This window comes from Candidatus Tectomicrobia bacterium (assembly GCA_016192135.1).
In the GTDB taxonomy this organism is placed as follows: Bacteria; UBA8248; UBA8248; order UBA8248; family UBA8248; genus 2-12-FULL-69-37.
In genome coordinates, this window is sequence record JACPUR010000020.1 from 1 (window position 1) to 14793 (window position 14793).

A 14793-nucleotide genomic window follows, 5' to 3' on the forward strand; every position below is an offset into this window, starting at 1 on the left:
GTCACGGCGATCAGGGTCTCGGCCTCGTAGAAGCCCGGGAAGTCCCGCGTCATCTGGCGGATGGACTCGCGGTTTGCCCGCCCGTGTTCCCCGGGGGAGACGTTTTTCTTGCCGAAGGCCTTGAGGCCGATGGCGGCGAGGCCCTGGTTGACGATGCCGGGGCCGCCCCGCTGGCCGAAGAGGAGATCGCCTGCGGCCCGGGTGGCGGCGCCCTGCTGGAAGGCGTCGAACATCGCGAAGAGGGCCGCGCCCGTGACGGCCCCCGCGGCGCCCGCGGCGGCGGCCCCGGCCTGGGACGCACCCCCCTCGACGCCCACTTCGAGCCCCGCCTTAAGCGCCGCCTCGGTCGCGGCCTTCGTCGCCGCCTCGGTGAAGGCCTGGGACTTCGCGGCCTCGATGACGCTCCCCTTCACGAGCTCCCCGGCCGCCTTGAGGGGGATGACGAGCTCGGGCCCGGCCTCCCCGATGAGGGCCACGGTGGGCTTCTGGACCAGGCCCCCCTGGGCCAGGCCCAAGAGGTTCTTGCCCGCGCTCAAGAGGTTCCCCACGGCGCCCTGGGCGAGCCTGAGGGCGGGGGCCAGCAAGTTCTCCTGCACCAGGGCCGAGGCCATGCGGCCCAGGGACTGGAAGAAGGAGGCCTCCATCTGCTTCAGGAATTTCTCCCAGGCCTCGTGGGTCTCCTTGGTGGTGGCGGTGAAGGAGGTGGCGAAGACCTTGGTGAGGCCCTCGTCGAAGGATGTGTGGAAGGTTTCGAAGGCTTTCTTGCCGGCATTTAAAGCGAAAGTGGCTTTATCATCAAATAGTTGCCCAAATTTCTTGTTCACCCCCTCTAAAGTTTTTCCTATGCTAAAAGCAACGTCCTCAAAATGTAATTTTGTTCGATCCAGAGCCTCAGCGAAGGCGAGGGTTTCCGCCGTCATCTCCCCCATGCCTTCCACGTACCCGATCTGCAACCTCTGGATGTCGAGACGCATCTTATCCAGCGCGGAGGGCTTGATCTTCCCGATGGCCTCCTGATACGTCTTCGTGAGCTTTTGAAGCTCGGCATCGTAGCTGTCCAGGCTCGCCTGGGCTTTCTTCATGTCCTTGTCCAGCTGCACCATGACGCCGCCCAGCTGCTTGACTTGCAACTGCGCGTTGCCCTCGACCTGGATGTCGATATCGATCCGGTTCTGCTGCGAGGCCATGGGGGAAACTCCTTCGATTTTCTACTTGTTCAAGATAATCACCGGAATGCCCGGCAGACGGCCTTTCACGTTCGGCTCTGAAAAAAGTGTTCCTGCAAATTCAACAACATTCACATCTACTTTCCCCCCCTGCGCGCTCACATACCCCGGCGCCACCCATGGATTCATGGCGATGACGGCGAGCGCGAGAGCGATGAGGCTGAACACGATCCGGTCATAGCGGCTGAGCATGTCGGGGTCTCCTGTGAGAGGGGAAAATCGCTTCCCCTATTATACCGCCGCCCCGGCTCCCGGCGCCGGACGGAGGGAAATATAAGCTGGCAGGGGTAAAGACCATTTACCGCAATTCGCGGCAATTTCGCGCACCTTCATGCTCAGGCGGGAAAATTTTCAGGCGGCGAGGGGGAGGAAAATCGCTCCGCGCGATCTACACCCTTCCCTCCCCGGACCGCCGCTCGAGGGCGAGGCCGGTCTCGAGCGCCTCCCAGTCGAGGCGCAGCTCCTCCCAGGTGCACTCCGCCAGGAGGTGGGGCGGCAGGCCGTAGGCCTTCCCCAGGAGGTGGAGCGCCGCCAGCAGCTCAGCCCGCGCCCTCCGGAAAGGCGCCCCCGGCGGGGGAAGCCTCCGGGCCCGCGGGCCCGCCCCCGAGCGCCGAGACGGCCTCGAGGATGGCGGCGGCGTCCTCCGGGGCGAGCTCGTGGACGCTCAGCTCCCCGGGCAGGCACCGGCCCGGCTCCTTCTCGCACATCACGCCCCCCTCTGGGATGAAGCAGCGCCGCAGGACGAGGCGCACCCACTCCCGCGTGGCGTCCTCGCCGCGCCCCTCCCCCCCGTTGCGCTGGGCGAGGAGGGCGGGATGGTCGGCGAAGTCGAGCACGCTCGGCGCGCGCACGAAGCCCCGGAGGCCCGAGGGCAGGGTGACGGGGCGGCGGTTGCGGTTGCGGTATTCGGCGAGATCCATGCGCATCCTTTCTATGTCCCCCCATTTCGCCTCCCCCCAAAGGGGGGCGGGGCGGCCCGCCAGAATCCGAAGAGGCTGCCATCAGGCGCCGGCCGGGATGGGCGGTACACTCCTTCCCCCTTCAAGCCATCCCAAGCCGCTTGCGGCTTGGGGGCCCAAGGTCGAGGGGGAGGTATTGGGGGGATGGGGTTGGGGTGGAAACCTTCTCAGGTGAACGTGATCGTCAGCTCGTCGTCCCCGGCGCTGCGGTTCATGACGAAGGGCGCCTCGTAGGCGAGGAGGCCGTTCCGGTCGCCGAAGCCCGCCCCCGTGTACTGGCACTTGGGGGCGGCGAGGGTGCAGATGTTGCCGGGCTGGGAGCCGATGACGGCGGCGAGGGCGGCCTGGGCGCCCGCCTCCCAGTCCGCGAAGAGGTCCTTCGTGCCCTTGAGCACGGCCTCGGGGTCGAAGCTGCCGGAGGGCGCGCGGCGGGTGACGAGGGCGCCGATGTGGCCTCCCGGAACGTTCGCGCTCTGGCGGAGCACCACGGTGTTGTTCAGGGCGAGGGTCAGGCGCGAGATGTCGAAGTTGAAGCCGGCGAAGGAGAAACCCGTCACCATGACGGGCGCGGGGATCACCTCCTGGTAGGCCGAGCCCTCGACCAGGGCGGCGTCCGAGACGAGGAAGTCGGCCGCGGTGAAGTCCCAGTTCACGGCGGGCACGCCGTCGAGCGGGAGCTCGATCGAGAAAGTCCCCATGCAGCCCAGGTAGAGGATGCGGAGCCCGTCCAGATAGACGGTGATGCATGCGCGGGTGAAGGCGGCCTTGTCCGAGGTGGGCTTGTAGGCGACGGAGGCGCCGGCCGCCACCGCCTGCGACATGCCGCAGGCCCGGAAGAGGACGCCGTAGTCCGGCGGCACCCCGGCCGCGCCCGAGCCGCGCAACTCGGTGGCGAAGGAGAGCCGGGCCGAGCGCTTGCCCATCACGGCCGGGAAGGGTGAGAGGCTCGCGTCCTTCACCGCGCGCTCCAGGCGCTCGATGTTGAGGTCGTGCCGGAAGCTCCCGGCCCGGAAGAGCTCCGCCGCCGGGGCGGGCCGGTCGAGGAGGTAGCGCGTCCCCGCCGCCGGCTGGACCGTCCAGGCGGGGGTCACGGTGAGGGTGTCGCTCAAGGCGTCGAAGTCGGAGACGGCGCGCTGCTGGCCCGCGCCCGCCCCCCGGATGGTCTTGAGGATCGAGCCGTTCCAGAAGTCGTCCGCCTCGGTCAGGGCGGCGTCCGCGAGGGTCGAGGCCCCGGCCGAGTCCGCCGTCAGCTCCCGTTCCTCCGTCGCCCCGATGGTCTGCCGGTCCCTGAACAGCAAGTCGCCCATGATGCGATCTCCCTTTCGTTTGGCCGCCTGCGGCGGCGCGATGATGTCCTGGTCTGTAGGGGCGGCCCCCTGTGGCCGCCCTCCACCGGGGCAGGCACGGGGGCCTGCCCCTACAGGTCGGTTTGCGTCACCCCCTCGCGATCCGCTCGACGGCCTCGATGCGGATCTCGGCCGCGTGGCAGAGGACCGCCCCGAAGCGGCGCGCCTCCACCGCGTCGACCCGGGGCGGCTGGAGGCGCTCCAGCGTGGCCACCTTCGGGGCGCCCTGCGCGTCGAGGAGCCGGAGCGCCCGGTTGTCCCGGAAGCGGTCGCACACCGCCTCGACGAGGTCCTGGAAGGCCAGCTCGCTCCCCGTCCCGTCCTCGAGGCCCATCACCCCGAAGAGGAGGAAGGTGTGCGCCCGCCGGTTCACCCCCGCGGGGACGAAGCCACCCGGCTGGGAGGAGGCCGCCGAGCCCAGCCCCTCGCGCGCCGCCTCGCGCGTCAGCACCCACCCGCGGACCTGGCTGCGCCCGTCCGGGGCGGTCCAGCGGAAGAAGTCGAGGTACTTCGCCAGATCGGCGGCGTAGCGCTGGTAGAGGTGCACGCGCCCGATGTTCGCCACGGCCCCGACCTCCGCCACGATGCCCTCGCCGATCTGCCGGTAGTTCGATGCGGCCATCGTCATCTCCCCGGTATCGTTTTGTAGGGGCGATGCTTGTCATCGCCCTCAGGCCACGGGGGGCGAACACAAGGTTCGCCCCTACGAAAGGCCCTCTCCCCCCAGCGCCGCCGCGATCTCCTCCCCCAGCCGCCTCGCGCGCTCCTCGATGCGGCCCTGGCTCGCCTCGAGCGCGCCGCGGAACATGTGCCGCCCCGGCATGCCCCGCCGGGCGATGGCCCGCGCCACGAGAAAGGAGACGCGCCCGGCCTCCCGGTCCGGGGCGCCCGTGCGCCTCCGCACCCAGGCGTGGAGGGGCGTCCCCGGCCGCCAGGGCGGGAAGCCCCCCGGCGCGCGGCCCTCCTCGGCCGCGGCGGCGTAGGGTGAGAGGGAGAAGACCTCGCCCTGAAGCTCCTCCACGGACCCGCCCCGCACCTCGCTCCGGATGGAGCCGCGGAGCGCCCCCGTGACCCCGCCCGGGGCCCGGGCCTCGACCTCGGCGCGGAGCATCCCGGCGATGTCCGCCACCGCCCTCTCCGCGAGACGGAAGAGGATCTCCTCGCCTTCCCCCTCGAGGAGCGGGCCTTCGATCTCTTGGTGCCATTCGATGGGCATCTCGCCTCCGATGGCCGTTCTTATGTAGGGGCCTATGGCCATACGCCCCGAGGATGTGTCCGTCCGATGCGGAGATCCGAGGGGCCGATCCCTTTGTAGGGGCGACCGGCCGGTCGCCCCTACGGACGTTTCCGCTTCACGATGTTCCTACCGCTCCGCCGGGCCGCCGTGGGTGAGGTAGTCGCCCCGGCCCGGGGAGAGAGCGTCGTCCCAGTCGAGCGTCGCGCCCGAGGCCCCGGGGGCCTGGGCGGCGTGGGCGTGGTAGCGGCGCTCGAGCTCCCGCGCGAGCTTGGTGTACTCGGCCGCCTTGCTCTGGTGATCCACGGCGTCGGCCGAGAGGGTGGGCGCCGCCGTCTGGGCGAAGCGCCGGGCCAGCACGTGGCAGCCCTCGGCGGCGGCGAGCCAGGCGACGGCCCTCTCGTCGTTCGCGGGGACGGTGCTGGAGACCGCATCGGCCATGTGCGGCAGGGTGTAGAAGAGCCGCGCCGTCTCCCCCGCCCCGGGGGTATGGCGCAGCAGGCGCAGCTTTTCGGCGGAGGTGCCGGGGGCGTAGAGCGTCCAGTCGCGCCTTTGCAGGTAGACGGGCTCGCGCCGGCCGTGCGGGTACTCCACCGCCTCGACGACGGAGAGGGCGCGATCCCAGCCGGCCGGGAGGGTGAAGTCGTAGGCCGCGCCGTCCCCGGCGTAGTCCGCGTGGGCGCGGCGGGGGCGGTCCTGGCTGTAGCGCGCGAGGGCGGCGCGGACGAAATCCGCCCAGTCCGCCTCGGCTGGGGCGAACTCCGCCGGGAGCGAGCCCGCCTGGAGGAGGGCCTTGGCGGCGTCGATGAAGGTCTGGAGGTTGGCCATGGATTCCTTCCGGTGTGACCGGTTCGGCAGGGGCGGCTCTCTGAGGCCGCTCCGCCGGGGCAGGCACGGGGACCTGCCCCTACGGATGCGTGCGCGTTCAGCAAATTCATCCACCCCTCCCCCAACCCCTCCCCTTGATAAGGGGAGGGGCGAAGGGGTGGGGTTACGTGAATTCCAGGTAGAGCTTGGGCCCCGTGCCGGCGAGGACGATGTGGAGCCCCGCGCCGAAATGGATTCCTCCGGCGGGGATGGCGAGGTCCGCGCTGGTGTTGGCGGGAGCTTTCACGGTGCGGAGGATTTTTCCCGCCGCGGAGGTGTTGTCGTAGAGGACGGCCGAGGCGGCGTCCGCCCCTGCGGTGAGCAGGCCGCCCAGGAGCTTTCCGCTCCCCGTCCGGGCGGTGCCGGTCGAGGCGATCTCGGTGGTCTCGGATGGGTGCATGGGTCCTCCTTGCGCCCTGCCCTGTAGGGGCGACCGGCCGGTCGCCCCTACGAAGGCGCGGGCAAATTGATCAATTCGGCGAGAACTCGACCACCACGCCGAGGGGCGGGAGGGCGATGCCGGTCCCCACCTTCTCGATCTGGAGGGCGAGCTGGGTGCCCTGGACCACGGCCAGGGGCGCGGCCGGGGCGTAGAGGACGAGACCGGCGACGCCCAGGCTGTTCCCGCTGGTGAGGTCGTAGTTCGCGACTTCGGCCGCCCCGGCGCCGTTCGCGCCGCGGTTGACGAGGTTCAGGTGCCGGGTGTTGGTGTCGGCGCCCGTGACGGCGGCGCCGGGGATGACCTTCACTTTCTCGATCCTGCAGTTCACCGGGGCCTCGAAGACGACGAAGTCCGCCGTCGGGTCCGCCGCCGCCACGGGCGGGAGCGCCGCCTGGCGGTCGTGCGTTCCCGGGGCGTCGTATGCCTGCCGCTGGGACATGTGTGCCTCCTCTTTTTCCCCGGGGCAGGCACGGGGGCCTGCCCCTACGAATCCCGTTATTTCTGTAGGGGCGGCCCCCTGTGGCCGCCCTGTCGGGTGCTCACCCCTCCCCTCCGCCCCTCCCCTCATCAAGGGGAGGGGATGGGGGTGGGGTGATTGAATTGGGGTGCTATTTACGCCGGGGCGCCGCGGTAGAAGGCGCGGTGGTCGAGCACCGCGCCGCCGTAGACGTGGCGGATCTTGTAGCGGAGCTTGTCGGCGCTGAAGCCGCTGCCCGAGGCGGGGTTGTCCTCGATGAAGAGCTCGGGCTCCTGCTGATCGTCGAGGAAGCCGATCTCGATGGTGTCCATGAGGGCCGGGTCGGCGACGAGGAACCAGTCGTTCGCGTCCGTCAGCTCGGGCGCCCAGAGGGGCTCGATCCCCAGCCGGTTGATGACGCTCGGCTGGGTGGAGTTGGCGCTCGAGACGACCTTCACCGCCGACTGGGTGACGTCGAAGGCCTCCTCGAGCAGGGCCGTCGGGTGGACGAGGTAGCGCGGCTGGGCCTGGGAGGCCGCGGCGGCCCCCTCGCCCGGGAAGGCCTGGGCGCCCATGGCCTTGATGCCCGCCACGGCGTTTGCGTAGGTCAGGGCGTTCGCCGAGGTGTTCGCGTGGTTGGCGTGGAAGAGCGCCACGCCGTCGTAGATCGCGGGGTTCGCGGCCAGGAAATCGAAGACGAACTTGTTCAGCGTGCGCTGGGCCGCGCGGGCGAGCCGCCGGGGGATCATGCGGATGGCGCCCATGTCGTCGTTCTGGATCATCTCCCAGGTCAGGTCCTCGATGCCCCCGCGCTTGGCCACGGCGTAGGTCACCGCCTCGTCCGAGGGCGGGGCCAGGACCGGGTAGGTGGCCTGCTCGGCCACGGTGGCGAGGTCGCCGTAGCCCCCGACGCGCACCCGGCGGTTGGTGCGGAAGTCCTTCACCGGCACCACGGCCGAGACGATCTTCCGCCAGAGGTGGAAGCGGTCGTCCCGGAAGTCGCGCAGCAGGGCCCGGCGGATGGAGTCGCCGAAGGCCTCGCCCCAGGTGGCCGTGGTCATGGAGGCCGAGAGGCGGCGGATGCCGTTCCAGTCCTCCCCGGCGCGGTGGTAGTGGAAGGTCTCGGCGAAGAAGGCCTGGGGCGTGAGCCGGCGCCCGGTGAAGTCCTGGAAGGCCTCGCTCAGGAAGCGGTAGGGCGCCGCTCCCTCCCGCGCGCGGGGCGCGGGGTCCCAGAGGCCGTCCAGGGCGGCGAGCTTGCGGTCCGCCTCGTCGCGCACCCCTTCGAGCCTCGCCCCGAAGCCCCGGAGCGCCCCGCTCGCCGTGAGCTTCTCGAGCGTCGCGGCTTCGAGGCGGATGGCCTCCTCCAGCTCCTCCTCCGTCTCCCCGGCGAACTGCCGCTCCAGCTTCTCCCGGACGGGGGCCGGCAGGCTCGACGCCGCGAGCCGCACCGCCAGCTTCTCGCCCCAGGAACCCTCCCCGCCCGCGGCGAGGGCCCGGCCCTCCTCCGAGGCAGGCTTCCCCAGCTTTTCCCGCATCTTCTCGAACATGTCCGTCTCCCCTTCAGGCGGGCGCCCGGCGGGAAGCCCCAGCAGGGCCCCACCCAGCCGCCCCTTGTGAACGACGTCCACCGAGTGGACCGCCTCGATCGTCAGTATGTGAAGGACGGGCCTGCCGTCCTCCTCGCGGATCTCCCCGCGCCCCAGCACGTCGAACGAGAAGCCGAAGGGCTCGGGGATGCCGCGCTCGAGCGCGTCGTGCGCCAGCGCGTGGAACCAGGCCGCCGACTTGGCCACGGCGAAGGTGGAAACGAGGCCCTCCTCCGCCAAGCGCACGCCGCGGTGCCAGCCGATGAGATCCTTGATGTCCGGGGCGCCCGAGCGGGCGTGGTTGGCGAAGGCCTGGGCCCCCTCGAACAGGGGCGCCGCCTGGGCCAGCACCTCCCGGGGCAGGAACCAGTCCCCCTCCCGCGAGGGCCCGGGCCGGGCGATGAGCACCTCGAAGTCCCAGGCGCCTTGCCCGCCCTCCTTCGCCGCCCGGAGCACCCCGCCCTGGAGCCGGATGGCCCGGGCGCGGACGGGCTTTCGTGCGAAGAAACCTCCCATTTCCCCCTCCTCTCTCCGCTTTTCCCTGCTGGGGTGTGCCTCGTGCGCCCGTGGGGCGCGGGCGCGCCCGGACGGACGCGCAGAGGGAATGTAGGCCGGATCGGGGTAAAGCCATTTACCGCAATTTCGTGCAATTTCGCGCACCTTCATGTTCAGCGGGTTTTTTTGCCGAAAAAATCAAAAAAGGTTGTTTGAGACGCCCTTTTTGGGCAGGATTGTTCCCGGATCGGGGGGGCGAGCGCATGGCGGAGTGGCTGGAGAGGGTGAAGGATTTAATCGTCCGCATCCCCTGGAGCCAGGTGATCGACATCGGGATCATGTGGTTCCTGGTGCACCAGGTGTACGTGCGCTTCCAGGGGACGCAGGCCATGCGCCTGCTCGTGCGGGTCTTTTTGCTCTTCGTGGCCTACCTGGCCGCCCATTCCGCCAATCTGATACTGACCTCCTTTCTGCTCTGGGCGCTGTGGCTGGCGGCGCTGCTGCTTTTCCTCGTGAACTTCCAGGGTGAGATCCGCCGCATCGCCATGCAGCTCAGGCCGGTGAGCCGCCTCTCGGTGCTGCTCAGGCGGGCGCGGCGGGTGGTCCTGCCGGAGGAGAGCGTGCTGGGGCTGGCGGAGTCGGCTTTCGCCCTGGCGCGAAAGGGCATCGGCGCTCTTTTCATCCTGGAGCGGCGCGACCCGGTCCTCCCCCTGCTGCGCAGCCCGGGGGAGCAGATCGGGGCCGAGATGCGCCCGGCCCTCGTCGAGACGCTCTTCCTCTACAACGCGCCCTATCACGACGGCGCGGTGCTCATCGGGGAAGGGAAAATCCAGCGCGCCGGCTGCGTGCTGCCCTTGTCCGAGAACTCGGACCTCCCCCCCGTCTACGGCACCCGGCACCGCGCGGCCATCGGGATCAGCGAGGCCTCGGACGCGCTTGGGGTGGTGGTATCGGAGCAGCGGCGCGAGGTGTCGGCCGTGGAGCATGGGGACATCCACACGATGGAGACGGCCGGCGAGCTGGCCACTTGGCTCTCGGCCCGCCTGCGGGCGCGCGCGGAGCCGAAGGGGGCGGCGGAGGCCCTGAAGGAGGCGCTGCTCTCGAACTGGCGGTCCAAGACGGCCACGCTCGCGGCCGTGTGCCTGCTCTGGCTCGTGGGCTCCTACCAGCGCGGAAACCCACGCGACAACCTCTTCAGCCGGATCGCCCCAGGGGTGGAGGAGACGTACTCGGTGCCGGTTTCCTACTACAACCTGGAGAAGGGGCTCGCCCTGGGCGCCGTGCCCCACGAGAGGGTGAAGGTGAGGCTGCGCGCCCGGCAGGACACGCTCAACTTCCTCGACCCGGGCCGCCTCCGGGTGAACGTGAACCTCGCGGGCCGCTCCGATGGGCTGGCGCGGATCGACCTCTCGGCCCGCAATATCGACCTGCCCGTCGAAATCCAGGTGATGGAAATCCAGCCGCCGGAGATCTCCGTCCCCATCGTGCGGCGCGGGCCGCGCCCGTCCGCGAAACCCTCCCCGCCGGCCCCCTAGCGCCGGCCGGCGCCCCTGGATTTCAGGGGCGAAATCGGGATGTTTTTGTCCTTGACGCTTCCCTCCGCGCGCCACATATTGAGATTGGACAAGGAAAAGGGAGGGATGAGGGAGTAAGGCGCACCCGGCGCGGTGCCGGGGGGATGGGAGTCCCGGGGCGGGCGCCCCGCGCGGGCTCCTAGGGGAGCGATGGTGGCAGGCGCTCCAAGACCGGCGGTACCACAAAGGGGAGGATGCATGGAGAGAGAAAGGCATCGGGTGTTGCAGGTGCAGTTCCAGGCCTCCTCGGCCCCGCGCGCTGGCCGGGCGGGGAGGGAATACCGGATCCTTCCGGATGGCCGGCGCACACTGACGGGCGGCTAACCGTCCGGCGCGGCCAACGGGGACATTCTCCCCGGCCGCAAGAGCCAGAGAGCACATCGAGCGGGGTGTGATGCCCCGCTCGCTTTTTGGGGAAATTTCCTGAATTCGGAATTTCTTTCCCCCATCCCGCGCTCCGCTTCAGGTTTTTTCCTGATAAGAAAATCGCTTCCGGACATGGCGGACCGCTTGCGCGGGCGGGCTGGGCTTCCCATATTTTCAGTGAGGGCAAGAACGTCCCAAGAGCCAAGCCACGCATGCGCGGCTTGCACCCGGCGGTTGCCGGGGGGATGAGAGCCCGCGAGCCGGGTGAAAAGGAATTACTCCGGTTCGGGCGCGGCTCTCAGAGGAGCGATGGGGGCAGACGCTCCAAGGGTGCAGGAGGAAGACCAGCCTGCAAGGAGGTGGTCGCCATGAAGCGGAGCCGAAATCGAGAAACGCGGGCCGAGTTCCTGGCCTCCCTGGCCTCACGCGTCGGCCGGGCGGGGAGGGTCCTGGAAGGCTGACGGCCCATGACGGGGCGGATATCCGCCCCCTTTCCGGCGAGCGAGCCGGATGAAAAAGAGAACCGAAAAAGGAGCGGGGCGCAATGCCCCGCTCTCTTTTTTTGCCTTTTGTCCCTTACAGGCGCTTGTCGACGAAACGGTCGAAATCGGCGTGCGCCCCGATGAATATCCAGAAATAATCCTCCCCTTCGGCTTCAGCCACCGCCCGGTATTGCAAGGTAACCCGCACCTCAATGTAAGACTTGGGGCGATTCTTCAGCCGCTGCGGGATTTTCCGATGCAGGCTGGGGTGGTTTTGATCTTTCTTGAAGAGCGCGAATTGCTTATTGGCCGCCCGCTGAACCATGGGAGGAAGAGCATTGTACAGCGCGATAAAGGTGGCCGAGCGTCGGCTTCGCATCTAGTCCATATCGAACACGCGGCCCTCGGCTTTGTCGCGCTCTGCCGCGTCCAGAATTCTCTGGAAACCGGGGGAATCGTAATTCCACTCCTCTTGAAGATTCTTGAGCAGTTCGTGGTATTTCTGGGCGAGTTCCTCGCATCCCTTGATCTTCCACCCCCGGCTTTCCAGGTGCCCGCACAGTTCCAATAGCTGTCTTTCCAGTTGAACAAGCATTTCGAACCTGGCGACGAGAAGCTGCTCGCCTTCTTGGCGCCGCGCCTCGGTAACCCGATCGGCCAACCCGGCGTGGAAAAAAGCATCCGAGTCGGCGGTCATGTCGTGAAAGGCACTCGCCCGGCTCAGGCTCACCTCCAGCTCCCGGACAAGCCGCGCCCTCTCGTGGTCCACCTCCCACCGTTCCTTCTGCTGCCGCAACATCTCGTTTTCGATGGAGAGGACTCTCATCAGTGGGTCGGAAATCGTGGGCATGGCATTCCTCGATAGGCTCAATTCCTGCTGCGAAACTATCGGCAAGCCCCGCCCTTGTCAAATTTCCAATTCCCTGGAAATCTCGCTTAATCCTATTGGGTTGCGAGCTACCATATGGAACCTTCATGACTCTCGCCGCCGTCCTCGTCATTCCCCTTCTCCTCTCCGGCTGCGGCTTTGTGCTCGAGGGCGAGGTGGCGCGGGTCGTGGACGGGGACACCATCGAGCTCTCCCACGCCGGGGGACGGGACCGGGTGCGCCTCTACGGGGTGGACTGCCCCGAGCGGGGCCAGCCCTATGGAGCGGAGGCCACCGCCTTCGCCCGCCGGCTCGCCCCCGTGGGCGGCCCCGTCACCGTCCACGTGCGCTTCCTGCTGCGCGACGCGCGCAACCGGCTGCGGGGCGAGGTCATCCTCCCGGACGGCAGGAGCCTCGCCTACGAGTTGCTCAGGGCGGGGCTCGCCTGGCACTTCCGCCCCCACGACGCCGCCGACCCGATGCTGCCCTACCTGGAGGAAAATGCGCGCGCGGAGAGAAAGGGCCTGTGGGCCGATCCGCACGCCATCCGGCCATCGGCCTGGCGGCGGATGCGGGACCGGGGGGAGACGGCCCCGCCCTGAGCCGCCAGGAATGCCCGGGCCCATGGCGGCGTTACAGGCACGGAAACCCCGCACGGAGGATGGACATGGAGATCATCGCCCACCCCGCCGCCCGCGCGCGTCCAGGCGGGCCCCGGGGCGGGCCGCGAGAGGATATCTTGCCTGGATGAAGGCGGGAGAAAGGCAGCGGCGGAAAAACCACACCCGAAAACCGGATGCGCCCGGCGGGGGACGTGCAAGCCGTGACGGATAGAACAGCCGCCTGTGGCTACTTCCAGAACATGACCCGGTCGAGCAGGGTCTTCTGGGCCACGTCCTCGGTGGCGACGACGGGCGTCTTCGCGATCACCTTGTCGCCCAGCACGGCCTCGAGCTCGCCCACCTTCTGCCCCTTGGCCAGCGGCGCGGCGAGCGGCGAGGGCAGGCGCAGGCGGGTCTTCACGTCGGGGGCCTCGAGGCGCTTGACGAGGACGGAGACGGGAGCCGCCGGCGCCAGAAGGGTGGCCGGCTTCTTGGCGCCGGCCACCGCGACGGGCTTCTCGAGCTCCTTCACCTTCACGAAGAGGTTTTCCTTCTTGTAGAGGCGGAAACCCTGCAGGAGGAGGCGGCTCGACTCGCGGTCCCGGATGGGGCGGGTGGTGGCGCCGAGCACCACCGAGACGAGCCGCATGCCCTCGCGCTTGGCCGTGGCGCAGAGGTTGAAGCCCGCCTCGCCGTAGTAGCCCGTCTTGATGCCGTCCATCCCCCGGAAGGTGCGCAGGAGGCGGTTGTTCGTGTTGAGGAGGATGAATTTCCCGTCCCGGAAGGGCTCGCGCCAGGTGGAGGTCCACTTGAGGAGAGCGGAATGCTTCACGATCTCCCGCGCGAGGATGGCGGTGTCCCGCGCGGTGGTGTAGTCGGCCTCCTCGCCCGGGCCGGGGGGCAGCCCGTGGACGGAGTGGTAGAGGGTGTTGGCCATGCCGAGCTGCTTCGCGCGCTGGTTCATGAGCTGGACGAAGGCCTCGACCGAGCCCGTCATGTGCTCGGCCACGGCGTAGGAGGCGTCGTTCGCCGAGGCGATGGAGATCGCCTTGAGCATCTCCTCGAGGGTGAAGCGCTCGCCCTGCTTGAGGTAAACCTGCGAGCCCCCGATCTTGCTGGCCAGCGCCGAGGTATTGACCATCTCGTCGAGCTTGTGGACGCCCTTCTGCACCGCCTCGGCCACGATGAGCATGACCATCATCTTGACGATCGAGGCGGGGATGAGCCTCTCGTCCGCGTTGTCCTCCTCGAGCACCTGGCCGCTCTCGGCCTCGATGAGGATGGCGCCCTTGTAGGGCTTCTCCGCCGCCTTGGCCGGCGCCTCCTTCTCTTTCGCGCCGGCCGCGGCTTGCCTGGGCTTGGCGGCGGCCTCCTTCGGGGGCCGGGCGGCGGATGCCGCGCCGGGCAGGGCGAGGACGGAGCAGAACAGGAGGCAGAGCGGACCCATCCACAACCGGCGCATCAAGACACCTCTCCCGGATAGGCGGCGGAACGGCGGAAGGAAGAAACGGCCCAACGGAGTCTCACCGCAGCTTGGCCCGGGCCTCCGGACGCACGGAGGCCGCGGCGGCCTTGTCCGGAAAATCGCGCACGGGCGGAATCACGAAATGCCAGCGCATAGGGTACCACGACCCGGCCGCGGCTCAAGACATTTTTGGGCCGGCGGCGGCCCGGGCGGGCTCCCGGGGCGGGCGGGGGCCCGCGAGGCCTCCTTGACGCGGCCGGGGGAAGCCCTAAAATCCCGGGAACATCTCAGCCAACGGTCGTGGATGAAGACGCGGGCGGGAGAGGCCGCGCTCCTCCAGGCCCGTCTCTCCGCACCTTCGAGAGGAGAGCTCCCGATGCCCATGTTCCGCCGTTCCGCCGTTTGCCTCGCCGCCTTCGCCGCTTTGGCCGCCCTCGCCCTGGCCGCCCCCGCCCAAGCGGCGGAGGACGCCGTGCTCCGAGCCGCCAAGAAGGAAGGCAAGGTCACCTGGTACACCGCGGTGGCCACCGCGGTGGCCCAGAACGTGTGCCAGAAGTTCAACGCGAAGAACGCGGGTGTCACCTGCACCGTGCACCGCGACGGCTCCGGTCCGCTCTACCGCCGCATCCTCCAGGAAGCCAAGAGCGGGGTGTTCCAGGTGGACGTCTTCGATTCGGCCAACACCGGCCATTTCCTCAGCCTCCGCAAGGACCACCTCGCCTCCTACAAACCCAAGGGGACGGACAAGTTCCACCCGGCCTTCGTGACCGACCACGGCTACTGGACCTACTACCGGGCGACGGTGGTGGTGCCCTTCTACAACA

16 protein-coding genes are annotated in these 14793 nt (G+C 69.1%); 3 read left to right on the forward strand and 13 right to left on the reverse strand.

The features are described 5' to 3' along the window. The 10 genes from HYZ11_09855 to HYZ11_09900 form a co-directional block, all read right to left on the reverse strand. Window positions 1–1187: hypothetical protein (locus HYZ11_09855; GenBank protein MBI3127896.1), on the reverse strand; the 1187-nt coding region annotated here is incomplete at its 3' end. A gap of 21 nt (window positions 1188–1208) precedes the next feature. Beyond that, complete coding sequence (locus HYZ11_09860; GenBank protein MBI3127897.1) at window positions 1209–1418, reverse strand: hypothetical protein; 210 nt, start codon at window positions 1416–1418, stop codon at window positions 1209–1211. A 347-nt stretch (window positions 1419–1765) separates the two neighbouring features. Next, window positions 1766–2146: a hypothetical protein gene (locus tag HYZ11_09865; protein MBI3127898.1), complete on the reverse strand. Its 381-nt coding sequence runs from the start codon at window positions 2144–2146 to the stop codon at window positions 1766–1768. A gap of 206 nt (window positions 2147–2352) precedes the next feature. Continuing rightward, on the reverse strand, window positions 2353–3492 hold the full coding sequence (locus HYZ11_09870; GenBank protein MBI3127899.1) for a hypothetical protein: 1140 nt from the start codon (window positions 3490–3492) through the stop codon (window positions 2353–2355). Window positions 3493–3619: 127 nt separating this feature from the next. Then, window positions 3620–4153: a hypothetical protein gene (locus HYZ11_09875; protein MBI3127900.1), complete on the reverse strand. Its 534-nt coding sequence runs from the start codon at window positions 4151–4153 to the stop codon at window positions 3620–3622. 81 nt (window positions 4154–4234) lie between these two features. Next, complete coding sequence (locus HYZ11_09880; GenBank protein ID MBI3127901.1) at window positions 4235–4747, reverse strand: HK97 gp10 family phage protein; 513 nt, start codon at window positions 4745–4747, stop codon at window positions 4235–4237. A gap of 147 nt (window positions 4748–4894) precedes the next feature. Next, window positions 4895–5593 (reverse strand): hypothetical protein, encoded by a 699-nt coding sequence (locus HYZ11_09885; GenBank protein MBI3127902.1) that lies wholly within the window; start codon window positions 5591–5593, stop codon window positions 4895–4897. A gap of 163 nt (window positions 5594–5756) precedes the next feature. Then, on the reverse strand, window positions 5757–6032 hold the full coding sequence (locus HYZ11_09890) for a hypothetical protein (protein ID MBI3127903.1): 276 nt from the start codon (window positions 6030–6032) through the stop codon (window positions 5757–5759). Between the two features lie 70 nt (window positions 6033–6102). Next, a complete protein-coding gene (locus HYZ11_09895) occupies window positions 6103–6513 on the reverse strand; it encodes a hypothetical protein (GenBank protein MBI3127904.1) in 411 nt (136 codons plus the stop codon). Between the two features lie 173 nt (window positions 6514–6686). After that, window positions 6687–8633 carry a hypothetical protein gene (locus tag HYZ11_09900; GenBank protein ID MBI3127905.1) on the reverse strand — a complete coding sequence of 649 codons (1947 nt, stop codon included), beginning with the start codon at window positions 8631–8633 and terminating at the stop codon, window positions 6687–6689. 242 nt (window positions 8634–8875) lie between these two features. On the opposite strand from HYZ11_09900, the gene HYZ11_09905 reads away from it, so the two are divergent. Then, a complete protein-coding gene (locus HYZ11_09905; GenBank protein MBI3127906.1) occupies window positions 8876–10147 on the forward strand; it encodes a DNA integrity scanning protein DisA nucleotide-binding domain protein in 1272 nt (423 codons plus the stop codon). Window positions 10148–11128: 981 nt separating this feature from the next. On the opposite strand, the gene HYZ11_09910 is transcribed toward HYZ11_09905, so the two are convergent. Beyond that, on the reverse strand, window positions 11129–11413 hold the full coding sequence (locus HYZ11_09910) for a hypothetical protein (protein MBI3127907.1): 285 nt from the start codon (window positions 11411–11413) through the stop codon (window positions 11129–11131). Continuing rightward, window positions 11414–11884, reverse strand: coding sequence for a hypothetical protein (locus HYZ11_09915; protein MBI3127908.1), 471 nt, complete (start codon window positions 11882–11884; stop codon window positions 11414–11416). Window positions 11885–12009: 125 nt separating this feature from the next. On the opposite strand from HYZ11_09915, the gene HYZ11_09920 reads away from it, so the two are divergent. Then, on the forward strand, window positions 12010–12504 hold the full coding sequence (locus HYZ11_09920; protein MBI3127909.1) for a thermonuclease family protein: 495 nt from the start codon (window positions 12010–12012) through the stop codon (window positions 12502–12504). A gap of 247 nt (window positions 12505–12751) precedes the next feature. Here HYZ11_09920 and HYZ11_09925 read toward each other — a convergent pair whose 3' ends face one another. Continuing rightward, complete coding sequence (locus tag HYZ11_09925; GenBank protein ID MBI3127910.1) at window positions 12752–13966, reverse strand: D-alanyl-D-alanine carboxypeptidase; 1215 nt, start codon at window positions 13964–13966, stop codon at window positions 12752–12754. Between the two features lie 379 nt (window positions 13967–14345). On the opposite strand from HYZ11_09925, the gene HYZ11_09930 reads away from it, so the two are divergent. Further along, a partial coding sequence (locus HYZ11_09930; protein MBI3127911.1) for a hypothetical protein occupies window positions 14346–14793 on the forward strand: 448 nt, incomplete at its 3' end.